Raw genomic sequence first — 16973 nt, 5'->3', positions numbered from 1 at the left:
CACCAGAAGGTGAAGATCATGAGCCAAAGCATCATCAACGATTTGCTGGAACAACGTCGCACTGCACTGACGGAGTATTGCCTTGGCCACTTTGGCGAGAGCGGTGGCCGGTTCAGCATCATGAAGAACGCTGACCATCTGAACGAATTGTTGCGTCTGGACTCGCTCGACACGCAAAAAGTCCCCAGTGCACTGGGTGCCGAGGCGATCAGCTGCGCGCAGAAATTCATCAACGCTGCTTACCGCAAGCTTGAGCCGGGGTATTCGAAGACGGAGTTCCCTGACGAGGATCTGAAACGCTGGGAGCTGTACAGAAACTTTTCGGACTGGTCGGCGCTGAAGTCGCTCCTTGTTCACCCGGAAAACTACATGACGCCGTTCGCGCGGCCGCGCACGACTCGTTTGTTCCAGGCGTTGATGACCGATCTGAACCAGACCCGGTTAAGCACCGATTCGGTACTGATCGCTTTGCGTACCTATCTGAAGTCTTTTGAAGGAATCTGCAACCTGGAAGTCATCAGTGCTTTTCTGCATGGCACTACGGCCGTGGATGGGCGCTATTTCATTATCGGCCGCGAACGGGTGGCGCCTTACCGATACTTTTGGCGCGAAGCGCAGATTGAACTGACGCCGACCTGTACCGGCGTCAATCCGGCGGCGTGGAACGAGTGGGAAGTAATCGATGTCGGGGCCACCGGAACCGTGCTGGATGTGCGCCCGGTGTTCTGGAACGGTAGGCCGTGTCTGGTCTGGGCCGAGCTTTCAGACAAACTCGGGGAGCAGGGCAAGGACGGCTATGTGCCTTACAAAGTGAGCATCAACATAGCCTTCAGATCGCAGAACGGAGAGTGGTCGCCGGCAACAAATCTGCAAAGGATTCCGGATCTCCACGCCCCTCCTGCAGCCGGTAGCCGCTTGATTGCCACCGTCCGTGTGACCGAAAGTCATCCCAATGGCTTTCTTGGCATTCTGTTTTTTAACGGTGCTGCAGCGCGGACGCCAGTGGTGCGCGATGCGTTGTTTCGGCCGCTCCCTGCGTATGAAGGCGGCTGGCTGGAAAAACTGGCGCAACGCTTCGACAGTGTTCTCACCGTCCAGCATTCGTTGACTGAGCGGACGCAGCCAAAAATGGTTACGACGATCCCTACGCCGGGGACACTGACTGACTTCTACAAACTGGATGCTTTTCTGCTGACTCACACCACGGGAGACATCCTGGCTGTAAGGGGGATCTGCATAGCGAATGGCACGGCGCTGGTGGCAGCGGCTGATGTCTCCGTCGATTTCGATTTGACGCTGGTCAGCACTCCCTCAGATGGCGATCCGACGCAAACCAAGGAGAGGAATTCAACAGGTGGCGGATGGGCTACCGACTGGCTGATCTACAAGCGTGCATCGGGAGGATTCACCAGCCCCATCACCTTCACGTTCGGCGCTACTACGCTCTCTGCAACCTATGGCCGTAAGCAATTCGTGCTGACAATGACCGACATCGTGGGTTTCGACCCGGCGGTACTGGAAAAGAATCGGCATGACGCGGCGCAGTTTCTGGCTTTCAACAAGCCGGGAACATTGCCACGGGTACGCCTCAATTCGATGTTCGGTCCGCAGTTGGTCGGGCTCGCCAATGTTTCCGTCGATGCGGTGCTCGACTGGCCGACGCAGTTTCTGGTTGAACCGCCCTCGGAAGCCGGGCCGGTCAATGAGCCCAACGGAGCCTTCAACGGTGCCAATGGCCTGTACTTCTGGGAGTTGTTCTTCCATCTGATCCATCTGGTGGCTATCCGCTTTCGCGACGAAAATCGTTATCGCGAGGCCGAAGCCTGGTGGCGCAAGGTGTTCGATCCGCAAGCGACCGCACAGGTTTCAAATCCCCCGCAGCCAAGCGACAAGCCGGACTACTGGCGGTGCCGGCCGTTGGTGAGTCCCGGCAATGCCGGCCCCGAGTGTCTGGTAGAAGATGATCCGTACGCCATCAGTTATGCGGCGCCACAGCATTTTCAGATCCTGACCTTCATGGAGTTCGTCAAGAATCTGGTCGAGGAAGGGGACTGGTATTACCGCCAGCAGACGCGGGACAGTCTGGTGCTGGCCAAGGAGTGTTATCAGCAGGCGCAGGACTTGATGGGCGACCCGCCTTCGGCGCGCTCGGTGACCGATTGGCAGACGCAGACGCTCGGAGCGCTGATTGACCAGAGCGGCACGCGCCCAACGCTGGAAGCGTTCGAGAGAACGCATGTGTATTCCCTTGCCGACGTACCGCCCGCGGCTGATTTCGCACCCGCGATGGGGCTGCTGGCGACACCACCGTTCAAACTGCCGACCAATGATCGCTTGCTGGCGCTGATCCAACTGCCTCGGCAGCGCCTTTACAACTTGCGCCATTGGTTGACCATTGATGGCAAACCGCTCGAATTGCCGCTGTATGAACCGGCGGGTGATCCTGTGCAACTGTTACGTGATCTGGCGGCAGGAAACAACGCCGGGCCACGGCGAATGGGGGGGCGGCCAGTCATAAACGGCTACGGCTGGCGAGTCACCAGCGAATTTGCACTGCGGTCTGCACAGGAGCTGCAAAACCTCGGCAGTGAACTGCTGCGCTTCATGGAACAGCGCGACACAGCGCAACAGATGGAGTTGCAACAAAGGCATCTGCTGGAACAAGCCGAATGGACGAAAGCCCTTCAGGAAAAATCCCTCGCTCAGATGAACGTGACGCTGACGGCCTTGCGCCAAAGTCACTCCGCCGTCAAGCAACGCGCCGATGAGTACGCCGCGTGGTTCGACGAAAACGTCACGGCAGAGGAATACAAGGTCATGGATGACCTTCACGCCGCCAAGGAACTCAATCAGGGCTCGGTGGCCGTTCAGTCTGCAGCGGGAGCGATTTCGGTCATTCCCAAGGTTTTTGGTTTGGCCAATGGCAATGCCTTTCCTGAAGGTGTGTTACATGCCATCGCCCAGGGCTTGCAGATTGCTTCCTTGGGCAAGCAGGCCGACGCGGAAAAAAGAGCGGTGACCGAGGGCTATCGTCTGCGACGCCGTGAATGGGGCATGCAACGCAACCTGGCACTCGCCGAACTGCTGGCGCTGGATGAGCAGATCAACGCGCAGGTGATTGCCGTGGACGCTGCCCAAGCCAGTTTGCAATTGGTCTTGCAAACCAATCGTCAGTCTTTGGCGGTGTACGACTTTCTGCAGAAACGCACTGCGCACAGCCAGCTTTATGACTGGTTGCTGGGACAACTCAAGGCGTTGTACTACCAGGCTTATGATGCAACTTACAGTCTATGCATCAGTGCTCAGGCTTCGCGCATTGCACAAACCGGTGATTACGATTCACTGTCGATTCTGGCCCAGGCATGGTCCGACAAGCATCACGGTTTGTTGGCTGGCCAGCAGTTGGCTGGCTTTCTGATGCGCGAGCAGCGCGATCACCTGCAAAGCTTCGAGCGACGTATCGAGCGGGTCAAGACCGTGTCCTTGCAACAGCTCTTCGCTGATACCGTCGAGCGGCAGCCTGACGCGCCCGATTGGGCGACGGCACTTGAAAAGCTGCAGACTCACGGACGCCTCGCTTTTTGCGTCAGTGAGTTGAACTTCAATCGCGACCATCCCGGTGAATACTGCCGGTTGATCCGCTCGGTTGAATTTGACTGTCCGGCATTGCTCGGCCCCTACGAAAACCTCAGGGCCACGCTGACCCAGACGGGCAGTCGTACCGTCGTCCGGCCAGTGCCACAGGCGGTGGAATATCTGCATAACCCCGACAGCAGGTCAGCGCCTGCCGATGTGGTATTCAACACGCGCTCGGGACAGCAAATCGGCATTTCCCAAGGCGTTGCTGATGATGGGCGTGTCATGGAAGACCAGGACTCGGGGCTGCTTCGCGCCTTTGAGTGCTCGGGGGCCGTTTCCTGTTGGGAAATTCATTTTCCGTGGTGGGGCGAGCCGGCTCAGTCTGCCGTGCTTGCATCCATTACCGACCTCATTATCACTATCCGCTATACGGCCAGGGCCGGTCAGCCGACCTTCACACTGGCAGTGGAAAATCTGGTGACAGAAGCCGAAGCGGATGCTTTGCAACGCAATGCAGAACGGAGCCGTCATCATGCTTAAACCCGGGATTCGAGCCGAGCGCAATCTGATTCTCAACGGCGACTTCTCTCAGAGCCTGCGAGAGTGGAAAAGAGGGCCGGTCAACCCGGCTTATGTCGTGACCAAGGCCGAGCAATTTGAAAGTGGTGAGCGCCTGAATATCCTGTCCGCTCTCGACGGGTCTTCCGCGTATCAGGAAATTACCTTATTCAAAAGTGCCAGCAACGACGTCAGGTATGTCATCAGCTTTCTTTGTGAAATGGACCACGATGAGGAGGGGCTCCTGGAGCTCAGTGTGGCCGGGCTGCCCGATACGCAGAAAATTCCCCTGCGCGTGGGCGCACTTCGCGACCGCAATGCCGACCTCCAGCGCCAGCGCGATGGTCTGCCTCGGCTGTTCCGGCCACACACGTACGAAGTGGATGTGACACTGCCGCTGTTGGATACGCACGTTCTGAAAGTCCACGCCATCAGTCCGCTCAACAAAGAGGGCGACTACTTCTCCTCGTTGCGTATCACCCGGATCAACCTGCAGTTGCATTTGCCGGCGGCGCACGTGTTGACGTTGCAACTGGACGGGGAGCAATTGCCACTGGCGCGCGTCTTGCCTCTTTGTCTGGGCGCGCTGGGTTCGACTGCGCACCGCTTCAAATGCATCCATGCGCAGGATGATGCCTGGCAGGGTACTCGGGCGTCCTTGAACATCAGGAACAACCCACAGGGCGCAATTGTCGCCGATCCGGATTGGGGCAGGGATAAACCGCTGGATGATACCTGGAGTCTCGTTTGCCCGGAACTTGACGGGGACCCTCCCTATCTTCTCACTCTGCAGTTAGCGAACGAGTTCAACTCCCCCGTGCTGGATATTCCGGTCTCACTGGGTGACCACCGTCTCAAGTTCATTCAACTGCAAGAGGCGGCGCATTACGTGGTAATGGAGTATGGCCAATCCATCAGGGTTGGCGTCCGCGTCGGTTCGTATTACACCGACGAGGCGCTGGAGGGTAAAACAGTCACCTGGACGGTAGACGGCACGGGCGCAAAAACCGCGACGCCGACCGATCGTGAGGGCTGGGCCTGGTTTGAACAACAACCGAGCGCGGCCGGCGATGTGCAGATCCAAGCGTCGGTCGAAAGTCTCTACTACGCCAGCGGCGCAGTGAGTCAGGCCTTTGAAGTCAAGGTGCTGGCGACCGACCCGTTGAAAGAGATCCGCACGATCATTGGAGATGGAGATGAGCGGCCGTGGGATCAGAAAGGCTATCCCAATCGCGGAACGACCTATCGTTTGCAAATCCGCTTCCCCGAGGAACTGTGGGACACAGACGTGACGTTGCGCTGGAGTGGCGACCCTGCCGAGAAGCTGGGAGTTTCTGTCACGCCACCGCTTGAAACAGCCGCTCGTATAGGCTCGGATGGACTGCTTGAGTATCGATTTGATAACGAGGACAGAGACGATGGCCAGTTTTCTCTGCGGTTGACCTCTGCGCATCTGTTGGAAAGCTCGCCTGCCAAACCCATGTTGCTGGCGCGCAATGTCGTTGAACCTGGTGAGGTGCGAGGGCCTGACAGGATTTGTGTGGTGGATGAAAACGACAGCGCACGAATGTGGGTGCAGGTGCTGCACAAGATGGGATCAGCAACCGGTGGCCCGGTCGAGGGAGCACTGGTGTTCTGGACGGAGCCGGATGGGAGTGTGACGAAGACCCTGACAGGTACCGGTGGCTGGGCCAGTCATAGCCATCAGCCTGGCGCTGCGGGAGACCATCGTGTGACTGCCACCATCAAGGCTCATGAAGATGCCGAGCCGAGCGAGATGGAATTCGTCGTGAAGGCGATCGCGACCAATGTCTGGAAGGAGCATGTGAAGGTCACTCTGGATGACGAAGCAGTGGATCTCCAAACCATCGGTCTGGTGTGCCGGCATGGACAGACACATGTGCTGAAGGTCACCCCTGTTGAGGGCAGCCCATGGGTCGACACCAAACGCATCAGTCTGGATTGGCGAGAGGGCGATCCGCTGATCGGTCTGAACCCGGCTGACCCGGGCATTTTTTTCCCGCTGGGGGCTGATGGATTGACATGGAACCTGTCCTCCAGCGCCGCCGAAAGTCTGAGCAGACCCTTTGAGTTGCGTCTGCGCGCTGATGCTGTTGCAGATGATCGCGAGTTGTGCGGGCGATTCGTCAATGCAGACCTGACTCGGGAGCTTGGCGTCAGGCTGGACCGCGTAACGGCAGCACTCGATGGGCAGACGCTCTATCCCTGCCTCGGTGCGGATCATCAGTTCACCGTCTGGCTCAATGAGCTGAGCCCGCTGGTGGGCCTGTCAACAGCGCTGGAGTGGTCGGGAACGCCTGCCGAAGAATTGAACGCGGACGTGCGTCCGCCCCTGGCGCAATCTCAACCGCTGGGTGCAGAGGGTGCTTTCTGGCAACTCGACTTCCGCAACAGCAAAAAAGCGGGTGACTTTGCGCTCGCTGTGAACCTGCCTCAATTGGCATTCCTCGCCCCCGTCACACCCATGGATCTGGGACATAACGCCTTGAGTTTCAATTCCATACTGGAATCACCGGTGGATCCGGTAGTGGATCTCGATCAGGCCTGGACATGGGCTAATGTGGTGTCGCGTTTTACCGGGGAGGCAGTTGCCGATGTACCGGTCACATGGCACTCAGGCGCAGCCCCTGTAGTGGTCAACACGGACAGCGATGGTAACTCCGGCTTCGCCGTGCTTCCCGTGAGCACCGAGATGCATACGGTGCAGGCGACTTTGCTCAGTCTCTACGACACTACCTCAGAGCACAGAAGCGCCAGCTTCAAAGCGTTGGCAGAAGATCTCTGGCCGCGAGTCAAGGTCAGTTTCGATGGTCAGACCAGTCAGGTCTGGGGTGACACAACCGGATTCCCGCGTCGCAAAGGCAGGCACAGTATCGTGGCGTTTTTCCCGGAAGGGTTTAACGGGCAGACCGTACGTATGGGGCATACCGGCACTGCGCCCGCGGTACTGGGCAATAGCTATCAGCCAGAGCTGGGCATGGCGCAGGTCGTCACGAATGGAATGGCGAGGTTCGGGTTGCGCGCGGGAGATTTTACGGACGGCAGTTTTGCCTTGCGGCTCTGCGCCGAACGGCTGGCACGGCTTTCGCCGGCCAATGCGATGTCGCAGGGTTCAGGTTCGCGGGTAATAAAAATCGGCCTGACAGCCAGCAATGCCGATTCGCAGCTTCTTTGGGGAGATGTCTTTGAAGAGACGATCCAGGTCGTGTCGTCCATCAGTGCAAAACCCATGGCAGGGATGCTGGTGACATTTACCCACCCTGACCTTGGCGCTTTGAACGCCGAGACCGATTTTTACGGGAGGGCAACAGTACGCTTTGTTCCCACAACTCCAGGTTCCAGTCAGGTCATCGCAACAGTTGGCGATGCTGGCAGTTCGGCCTCGATTGCGTTGGATCTTGTCCTCGCCCAACCGAGGCAGATCGCAGAGCTTTATGAACCGTCCGACGCCCGGCAGCCTCCCGACGAACCCCGGGTGCATGCGAAAGCCAGAGTGACTTCTGCATTGACCGGACAGCCTTTGGCCGGAGTGCCCGTGACGTGGGAGTTTGCCGGGCATGTAGTGAGCTCGGTGACCGATGACGAGGGTATTGCCGACTGGACTTTCATGGGTTTGAGTGACGGCGTTCTGTCAGCGACCGTTGAAGGCGGGCTGGCCGGTTGGGATATGGCTGTATTGACCTATACCGGGCAAGTGCCGGTGATTGAATCGCTCAGTTGCGACAGGGCAATGATCTATCGTGCAGACGAGGTGAATGCCTGGGCAGTGGTGAAACTCAACCCGCAAGGCACACCCGTAACAAACCTGCCGGTCAATTGGCGATACGCCGGAAATTCGCTGCCCACATCGATTTCCGACGAGTACGGGATCGCTCCGGCATCATTTCTGGCTGCTGAAGTCGGGGAATTTGATCTCGAGGCCTGGCTGAATCCGGGCACGATTTCCCTGGCAAAGATCAATGTGGTAGCCCGACCTAGCGTTATCTTGCGTTCCATTTATGCATCGCCCCTTATCGGTCAAGTGGGCAAGCCTGTGACGATTGCAGTGCAGGTCGTTAAAAACCTGACCGAGCCAGTGGTCGATATGAGCGTGCTCTGGACCGTTGATGATGTTCCGTTGAGAGGGACTGTCAGCGATGACAAGGGATGGTCGAAGGTGGTTTTTGCACCGGGTGAAACTGGCTCGGTTGTTGTCAGGGCAAGCGTGAAAAACCCTGTGGGAACAACCCAGACGTCATTGACTCTGGTCGTAGTCTGAGTGTGCGGTCGCGCTAGAGCGTCGCGGACTTTTTCCAGTCAAGATAGCGGCTCACCAACGCGGCCCCGAACTCCCCGGGCCGAACATCCATCACGACAACTCCATGAGCATTCAACTGCTCATGGAGTTCTACCCGTTCATTCAAATAATTCACCGTGCCGCAGTAGGCCAATGCTTCGGGCAGTGTTCGCACTGGCGTCTGGCGTAACGTATCCAGCGCTTCCTCGCGCAGGCTCGCCACCAGCACCCGGTGTTGCGCGCTCAGGCGTTTGACCGCGCCGAGCAGTTGATCATCGTCATCGCGCAAGTTTGTCACCAGCACTACCAGCGCCCGGCGCTTTTGTCGCGTCAGCAGTTGGTTGACGGCGGCCTGGTAATCAGCCGGACGCTGCGTGCTGTCGAGGTCGTAAACCGCGTTGAGCAGCATGTTCAGTTGCCCGCTGCCTTTGACTGGCACGACATGGCGCGGTTGATCATCGGCAAACGTACTCAATCCCACCGCATCGCCCTGACGCAACGCCACATAACTGAGCAAGAGGCAGGCATTGAGCGCGTGGTCGAAATGCGAGAGTTCATCGTCCTGGCTGCGCATGCGTCGGCCGCAGTCGAGCAGGAAGGTGATTTGCTGGTCGCGCTCGTCCTGATACTCGCGGGCAATCGGCGTGCGTTGACGGGCGGTGGCTTTCCAGTCGATCTGACGCAGGCTGTCGCCCTCACGGAATTCGCGCAACTGATGGAATTCCTGACCCTGTCCGCGACGTTGCCGCTGGCGTACGCCGAGCTGGCTGAGCCAGTTGTCCACAGCGCGCAACTGACCGCCGTAGAGCCGGGCGAAATCCGGGTAGACGCGGGTCTCGTCGCTGACGCTGAGCAGGCGTTTGCCTGACCATAAGCCCAAGGGGCTGGGCAGGTTGACTTCGCAGTGAGCAAAGCTGAAATGACCGCGCTTGAGCGGGCGCAATCGATAACCGGGCAGGCTGCGCCGGCCGGGTTGCAATTCAATCAACAGCGGCAGGTTTTCAAAACTCAGGCCTTCCGGCGGATGGTCGAACAGTTCAATGTGGATCGGCTCGTTGAAGTCATGGTCGACTTCCAGACGCACTTCACCCCAGCGGCCAAGCGCCAGACTGCCGGGCATCTGCCGGGTGATGCGCGGTGTTGGCAGACGTTGCAGGCGCAGGGCATCGAGCGCGGCCAGGGCCAACAGCGCCAGCAGCAGTCCCCAGTTGATCGACATCAGGCTTGCCGGGATGTTGATTTCCAATGCGCGCAACGTGCCCAGCGCAATGCCGACAGCCAGCAGCAATGCCAGCCAGATCAACAGCAGTTTCGACGGCTTCATGCCTCCGCTCCCTGTGGGAGCCGCCGAAGGCTGCGATCTTTTGATCTTTTCATGATCGTCACAGACGCGGCGCCGGAATCTGGTCGAGCAGTTGTTGCAGCACCTGATCGACCTGCAGACCCTCGATATCCAGCTCCGGAGCAATGCGCACGCGATGACGCAGCACGGCCAGCGCGCAACCCTTGATGTCGTCGGGAATCACGAACTCGCCACCACGCAACAAGGCGCGGGCGCGGGCGCAACGCACCAGGGCAATCGAGGCACGGGGGCCGGCGCCCAGGGTCAGCCCCGGCCAGGTGCGCGTGCCGCGCGCCAGGCGCACGGCGTAATCGAGCACCTGATCGTCCAGCGGCAAGTCACTGGCAATCCTTTGCAGGGCTTGCACGTCCCTAGCCTGCAATACCGTTCGCAGCGGTTGCACATCAAGCATGTCGGCGCGGCTCGAGCGACACACCTGACGGACCATGTTCAGTTCCTGATCGGCATCGGGATAATCCATGCGCACCTTGAGCATGAAACGGTCGAGTTCGGCTTCCGGCAGCGGATAGGTGCCTTCCTGCTCGATCGGATTCTGTGTGGCCAACACCATGAACGGTTGCGCGATCGGCAGGGCGCGACCTTCGAGCGTGACCTGACGCTCCTGCATGGCTTCGAGCAGCGCTGCCTGGGTTTTCGCCGGGGCGCGGTTGATCTCATCGGCCAGCAGCAGATTGGTGAACAGCGGCCCTTTGCGCAGCTTGAACTGTTCGGTTTGCAGGTCGTACACGGCGTGGCCGGTGACGTCGCTGGGCATCAGGTCCGGGGTGAACTGGATGCGTGCAAACTCACCACCAAAGCAACGCGCCAGTGCCCGCACCAGCAAGGTCTTGCCCAGACCGGGCACGCCTTCGAGCAACACATGGCCGCCGGCAATCAGCGCGGTCAGCACGTCGTCGACCACCGCATCCTGGCCGATCAGCGCTTTTTTCAATTCGTTGCGCAGCGCCTGCGCCAACTGGCTGGCACGCTGGCGTTGCTGGGCGGCGTGGCTGGCACTGCCGGGCTCGATCTGTTCAGTCATAGCGTGTTCCTCAAGGTTTGCAGGTGAGCGACCTGCCGGCTGAATTCGGCGCTGGACAAACGCTGCTTCGCTCGTGGACTCAGGGCCTGGCTGATGGCGCGGGTGGGTTGCCGGGTCAGGCGCGACAACGCCAGCCATTGTTCGGCAACGTTCAATTGATCGAAACCGGGATGGCGACGGCGGGCGCGGCGCAAGATGTCCTGTTGCAAGGCTTGCAGCAGCGCCTGCTGGCCGTTGTGGCGCAGCAGGAAATCGGCACTGGCGCGCAGGTGTTCCTGCAATTGCCGACGTCCGCTCGGGGCGGGCAGCTGCAGCGGGCCATGGCGTACGCCAGCGTGCCACAGCCACAGGCCGATCAAGGCAAGCAGGGCGACGATGGCCTGTGGAAAGTAGCGCCATAGCAGCGTCCACAGACCATCGTGCGCCGTGTTGTAAATCAGCGTGACGTCGGTGTCGGCGCTCAGGTACCAGAGCAGCCAGGCGTTATCGTATTGGCCGATGGCCGGGGTTTTCCACAGCTCGGCGTCGGTGACCACGGTGACCGTGCCGAGGCCGTACACCCGTTGCATCATGTGCGTGGCTTTGGCGCTGTTGGCCCAGGCCTGCGCGACATTGTTCGGGTCGTCGAGGTGGAAGTCGGTGTCGAAACCGGCGTAGGCCGGTGCGTCTTCGTCTTCCAGATACAGTTTGGTCAGTTTCGGGAAGCGGTCTTTTTCCACGTCCACTGGAGGATCTTTCAAGTCCTTGCTCAGCGATTGGTGCAGTTGCACCTTGTCGAGCAGCAGATCGTTGCTTTGCCGGGTTTGCGCATTCCACAACGACTCGGCGACAAACACCAGGCGCCCGCCGGCGCGAGTCCAGTTCAACACCTGATCGACTTCTCGCGGCGTCATCCGCGCGCGCTCGCCTAACAACAGCAAGGTGTGACTATGCGGATCAATCTGCGGCAGCACCGCCAGGGTCTCGGCGTGATTGACCGCCAGACCACGTTCACGCAGGAACATTTCTGCTGCCAGATACGGGTTGGCTTGCGCCGTGGGCGAGGGGCCGTGATCAATGATTTCCTGATACGGCCGGGCTTTGAGAAACAGAAACAGGCTCAGACCGCCAAGCAGCAACAGCGCCAGCGCAGCCAGCGACCAGCCGATGCGCCGGTTCAATGCGCAGCACCTTTGGCAAACAACGTACGCCAGCCGTCGCACAATTCCGCTTGCAAATGAGCGGGTGGAATCCGGTGCCCGTAGGCCATGTTCTGCCAGTGAACAGTGAGGTTGCGGCTGTAGGCGAGCAGGTCCGGGCGTTGCAATTGTTCGATGCGTTCGAGGATCTGGCTCTCGGTGTCGGCGGCTTTCAGCGTCAGATCGAAATCGTGCAGCAGATGGCTCAGCAGCCCGCGATAGAGCAGGCCCAGCGCGGCACGAGGTTCGCTCAGCCACAACTGTTCGGCGCTGGCGGCGATGTCATCAGGCAAGGTTTCACGGTTCAGATCGAGGCCGAAAACTTGTGGGGTCGCCGGTCGTTTGCTGCGCGATGGCGGGTTCGGTCGGCGGCTGACAAAGGCCTGGAGAAATTCGCGATAACGCCAGCCCAGCCAGCCCAGCGCGGCGATCAACGCGCCCCACAGCAGCACTTCAATCACGCTGGCGAGGCTATCGAGGTGCCGACCATCGAGCCAGCCGAGCAGGGTCTTCAACCATTGCGGTGCCTCACCTGTCTGCTTGTCCTTGGCCGGACTCGCCGGGTCATCGCCGAAGCGATAGCGGGTGACGCTCTCTTTATTCTTGAACGGCGGTTGTTCGAGCAGCGACTGAATGCTGTCGCGCGAGGCCTGACTGGTCAGCGGCTGATTGAGCAGTCGTGGCGCGTCCGGCGTATCAGCCGCCCATACCGGTTGCAGGTTCGGCAGCAACAGGCACGCGGCGAGCAACACACCGAGCACGCCGTTGTTCAAGCGCTGGCGCAAACGGCGGAAGACCAGCTCGATGTCCCAGGCTTCCAGTTGCGTGCGCCGGTTGAGGTAGAGGCTGAAACCGCAGGCAACATAGATTGGCTCCCAGACCACCAGGATCAGCGCATAAAACGCGTTGGTCAGGTGTTCCAGCCAGCGCCAGTCCTGATCGGCCGCGAGCAGCAGCGACTGCCAGTCCCAATCGGTTTCGATCTGCTGCGGCAGGAGCATGTAAAACAACACCATCAGGCCAATCCACAGCGCGGTTTCCAGATGCACGCCGATAATCGTCAACCACTGCGCGGCGCCGCCGTTGCGCTGCAGCAGCACCTGCAGACGTTGTTGTCTGGCCTCGCCGTCGAGGCCTTCGAGTTGCGTCACCGGCAGCACAAAGCTGCGACTCAGGCTCAGCCGTCGCCAGGTCAGACTGGCCAGCAACTGCGGCCTTAGCAGGCGCGGCCATTCACGCAATGCCTGCTTGAGCGTCGGCGTTTCCCCGAACAGTGCTTTGGAGAGGATGTACAACGGCAGGCGTTCATATGCTGGTTTCAGCCACCAGAAAATGAACACCGCCAGCGACGGTGAATCCCACAGCAACAGGCTGAGCAGGGCGAATAGCGGCAGGGTGACGATGGCCCAGCTGGTCATCAGCAGACGCCGATGTTGCTGGCTCATCAGGACGCCGAGGTCCATGGCTTCCCAGGTCGTGCGCGGGCGAATCACCACGCTGGCGTCACTCAGGCGCATGGCGGATCCGTCCGGCAAACAGCAGATACACCGCGACGGCCAGCCACAGCGCGGCGCCGACGGCGTATTTGGTCAGCGGCGTGACGCTGGTTTTCGACGACCAGTAAGCCTCGATGAATGCTGCGATCAGCAGGAACAGCATCACCCCGCACACCAGCAACACGCTTTTTCGCGCGGCCAGGCGCAGTGCCTCGCCGCGTGTCAGGCGTCCCGGTGCGATCAACGCCCATCCCAGCTTCAGGCCCGCCGCTCCGGCGAGGGCGATGGCGGTCAGTTCGAATGCGCCGTGGCCGATCACGAACGACCAGAAGGTCTGGCCAAAGCCGATTTCGCTGAGGTGCCCGGCCACCGTGCCAATGATCATGCCGTTGTAGAGCAGAAAAAATGCACTGCCCACGCCCATCAGCAAACCGCTGGCGAAGGTCTGGAAGGCAATACCGATGTTGTGCATCACGTAATAGCCGAACATCACCCAGTCTTCACTCGCTGCGCGTTCCGCCGAGCGGCCGAGGTGGCCGGCGACGGGGTCGTACATGCCTTGCATTTCATGGACCTGTTCGGCCGGGATCAGGTTGTAGATCAGTTCAGGGAACAGATAAACCAGCACGGCGAAACCGATCAGGCTGGCGAAGAACAGCAGGCTGGCGACCGCAACGAAGCGCCACTCTTCGCGCACCAGCCGCGGGAAGTCGGCGAGGATGAAACTGATGATTTGCGCGCCGAGGCGACTGCGCTGCCGGTACAGCTGTTGATGGCCGCGCAATACCTGCTGCTGCAATGAGTCGATCAGAAAACTGCTGTAGCCGCGCTCCTGGGCCAGAGCCAGATGTTGGCAAAGACGTCGATAGGCCTTGGGAAAAGCCGCAACTTGCGAGGTGTCCTTGCCGTGTTCGAGGCGTTCCAGCGCCAGGGCGAAGCGCTCCCATTCGGCCTTGTGGCGGGTTTCGAACAGGCTCTGCTTCATGGGGTCGGCCCCAGCAGGCCGCGCGCGATACCGTTGAGTTCGGACACGGCTTTGGGCGCGGAAATATGCAGCGGCTGCGCCAGCAACGCTGCCAGCTCATTGACCCGTGCCGGCGATAGCTCGGCCTGACGCTCGGCGAAACCGAGTAGCGCGCGTTGTTCGCTGAGCGTGAGAGCGACAGGGCAGCGGCGAGGTTCGGCCTCAGGCAATTGCGGGCGACTGAGCGGGCGTTCGCTGTAGACCACCAGTGTGCCGGCGGCAATGTCGCCGAGGCGTTTGAAGTTCGGGTGTTGCAGGCAACTGACTGCACCGAGGAAATAGCCGAAGGGCAGCAGATCGACAAAACGCAGCAGGTTACGCAATAGCGAGGCCGACCAGCCGATCGGCGTGCCGTCGTCATGGACGACGCGCAAGCCCAGCCATTGCTTACCCGGCGAGCGGCCCTGGCGCAGCACTTCGAACAGCACCATGTACCACCAGCTGATGGCGAACAGCAGCAAAGAACCGAGGCCCATACCGAGCTTGCCGAGAAATGCCAGTGCGATAAACAGCACGCCCAGAATCAGGCCGCGAATGCCCAGATCGATGCCAAATGCCACGGCGCGCACCATCAGCCCGGCGGGGCGCAAGGGCAGGTCGATGCCTTCCGGCGTTTCGACCTGATGCCGCGTATCCAGCGGTGCTTTCCTTGGCGGTGCTGTGGGCTCGAGCATGGGCTACCTGATGTTCGCCTGTTCAGAGTGCAATTGCGCCTGATGCTAGCAGCCTCTCGGGTGTGGGAGCGAGCCTGCTCGCGAATGCGGTGGATCAGTCAGTCCATTTGCAACAGACAGAAAGCTTTCGCGAGCAGGCTCGCTCCCACAGGGAAAATGCGATTCACCTGTAGGAATATGGAGAAATTGCTGTTCGAGGGCGACGAGGCTGGCCGTGGCAACCCTGGAGCGCCTAGACTTCGCCGATCTTCTGTTCAGGATTCGCCCGTGACTTCAATCTTCTGGTACGACTACGAAACCACTGGCATCAATCCGCGCAACGACCGTCCGCTGCAAGTGGCCGGGATTCGTACTGACCATGCGCTCAACGAAATCGACGAGCCGGTCAATCTCTACTGCCAGCCCAGCGAAGACATCCTGCCGCATCCGGCGGCCTGTGCGATCACCGGCATCACCCCCGGCCAGCTCGCCGAAAAGGGCCTGAGCGAAGCTGATTTCATGACTCGCGTGCATGCGCAACTGGCCGCACCGGGCACTTGTGGCGCCGGTTACAACACCTTGCGTTTCGACGACGAGATGACTCGCTACAGCCTGTATCGCAATTTCTTCGACCCCTATGCCCGGGAATGGCAGGGCGGTAACAGTCGCTGGGATCTGATCGATGTGGTGCGCGCCGCTTACGCATTGCGTCCCGACGGTCTGGTCTGGCCGACGGATGATGAGGGCCGCGTGACCCTCAAGCTCGAGCGTCTCACGGCGGCCAATAATATCGATCACGGCCATGCCCACGAGGCGCTGTCGGACGTGCGCGCCACCATCGCACTGGCGCGGCTGATTCGCGAGAAACAGCCCAGGCTCTACGAGTGGCTGTTCCAGTTGCGCAGCAAGCAGAAAGTGCTGGATCAGATTCGTCTGCTGCAACCGCTGGTGCATGTGTCCGGGCGTTTCTCGGCGGCGCGCAGTTATGTCGGCGTGGTGTTGCCGCTGGCCTGGCACCCGAAGAACCGCAACGCCTTGATCGTCTGTGACTTGCATCTCGATCCACAGGGGCTGCTGGACCTGGACGCGCAAGTCCTGCGCCAGCGGCTGTATACCCGCCGCGATGAGTTGGAGGAAGGTGAGTTGCCGGTGCCGCTCAAGCTGATTCACATCAATCGTTGTCCGGTTGTAGCGCCGCTGGCGGTATTGCGCGCAGAAGATCAGCAACGCCTTGGGCTGGATATGGCGCTTTATCAGGAGCGGGGACTGCGACTAACTGACGCACAACAAGTCTGGAAAGATAAAATCGCGGCGATTTATGCCAGCGAAGATTTCACACCCAGCGAAGATCCCGAGCAGCAGTTGTACGATGGTTTTATCGGTGATCGCGACCGCCGTCTATGTGAGCAAGTTCGAATGGCGGATCCTGCGCAATTAGCGCAAGAGCAGTGGCCTTTCGATGATGAACGTTTGCCCGAATTACTTTTTCGATATCGAGCACGCAACTTTCCGGACACCCTGGATGTTGCCGAGCAGGAACGCTGGAAATTATTTTGTCGCCAACGTCTGACGCAACCCGAGGCAGGTGCGCCGAATACCGTGCAGGCATTTATCGAGGCAGCCGAGCAATGGTCGCTTAGTGCGACGCCAATGCAGAGAGAGGTGCTCAATGACTGGCAGAACTATGTCCAGGCATTACGTAAACGTTTGAATCTGTGAAATCGAACATGCCCGGAACTAATTGACGGGCATAAAAAAACGCCAGCGCAAGCTGGCGTTTTTTTGTTCGCGGATCGCTCGGCGA

General features: G+C 59.8%; 9 protein-coding genes. 3 read left to right on the top strand and 6 right to left on the bottom strand.

Translation table 11 applies throughout. The features are described 5' to 3' along the window. Positions 1–18 precede the first annotated feature (18 nt). A complete protein-coding gene (locus J2Y90_RS26110; RefSeq protein WP_253504852.1) occupies positions 19–4119 on the top strand; it encodes a neuraminidase-like domain-containing protein in 4101 nt (1366 codons plus the stop codon). Then, complete coding sequence (locus J2Y90_RS26105) at positions 4112–8416, top strand: hypothetical protein (RefSeq protein ID WP_253504849.1); 4305 nt, start codon at positions 4112–4114, stop codon at positions 8414–8416. Before J2Y90_RS26110 ends, J2Y90_RS26105 begins: the two co-directional genes overlap by 8 nt. Positions 8417–8429: 13 nt before the next feature. Here the strand turns inward: J2Y90_RS26105 and J2Y90_RS26100 are convergent, their stop codons facing one another. Genes J2Y90_RS26100 through J2Y90_RS26075 form a run of 6 tightly spaced genes read right to left on the bottom strand, consistent with a single transcriptional unit; the run spans position 8430 to position 15190 of the window. Continuing rightward, the gene (locus tag J2Y90_RS26100; RefSeq protein WP_253504846.1) at positions 8430–9758 is read right to left on the bottom strand and encodes a DUF58 domain-containing protein; all 1329 of its coding nucleotides are present in this window, start codon (positions 9756–9758) and stop codon (positions 8430–8432) included. 58 nt (positions 9759–9816) lie between these two features. After that, the gene (locus J2Y90_RS26095; protein ID WP_253504843.1) at positions 9817–10818 is read right to left on the bottom strand and encodes an AAA family ATPase; all 1002 of its coding nucleotides are present in this window, start codon (positions 10816–10818) and stop codon (positions 9817–9819) included. Continuing rightward, positions 10815–11978 (bottom strand): DUF4350 domain-containing protein, encoded by a 1164-nt coding sequence (locus J2Y90_RS26090; protein ID WP_253504840.1) that lies wholly within the window; start codon positions 11976–11978, stop codon positions 10815–10817. The genes J2Y90_RS26095 and J2Y90_RS26090 overlap by 4 nt, the downstream gene beginning before the upstream one ends. Then, positions 11975–13513 carry a DUF4129 domain-containing protein gene (locus J2Y90_RS26085; RefSeq protein WP_253504837.1) on the bottom strand — a complete coding sequence of 513 codons (1539 nt, stop codon included), beginning with the start codon at positions 13511–13513 and terminating at the stop codon, positions 11975–11977. The genes J2Y90_RS26090 and J2Y90_RS26085 overlap by 4 nt, the downstream gene beginning before the upstream one ends. After that, positions 13500–14477: a stage II sporulation protein M gene (locus J2Y90_RS26080; RefSeq protein WP_253504834.1), complete on the bottom strand. Its 978-nt coding sequence runs from the start codon at positions 14475–14477 to the stop codon at positions 13500–13502. The genes J2Y90_RS26085 and J2Y90_RS26080 overlap by 14 nt, the downstream gene beginning before the upstream one ends. Further along, positions 14474–15190 (bottom strand): RDD family protein, encoded by a 717-nt coding sequence (locus tag J2Y90_RS26075; RefSeq protein WP_253504831.1) that lies wholly within the window; start codon positions 15188–15190, stop codon positions 14474–14476. The genes J2Y90_RS26080 and J2Y90_RS26075 overlap by 4 nt, the downstream gene beginning before the upstream one ends. A 267-nt stretch (positions 15191–15457) precedes the next feature. On the opposite strand from J2Y90_RS26075, the gene sbcB reads away from it, so the two are divergent. Beyond that, positions 15458–16888 carry an exodeoxyribonuclease I gene (sbcB, locus tag J2Y90_RS26070; protein ID WP_253504828.1) on the top strand — a complete coding sequence of 477 codons (1431 nt, stop codon included), beginning with the start codon at positions 15458–15460 and terminating at the stop codon, positions 16886–16888. Positions 16889–16973 lie beyond the last annotated feature (85 nt).

The organism is Pseudomonas koreensis, assembly GCF_024169245.1.
GTDB lineage: Bacteria > Pseudomonadota > Gammaproteobacteria > Pseudomonadales > Pseudomonadaceae > Aquipseudomonas > Aquipseudomonas koreensis_F.
Note: the sequence above shows the minus strand (reverse complement) of the source record. Positions and strands in the feature narration are given on the sequence as shown.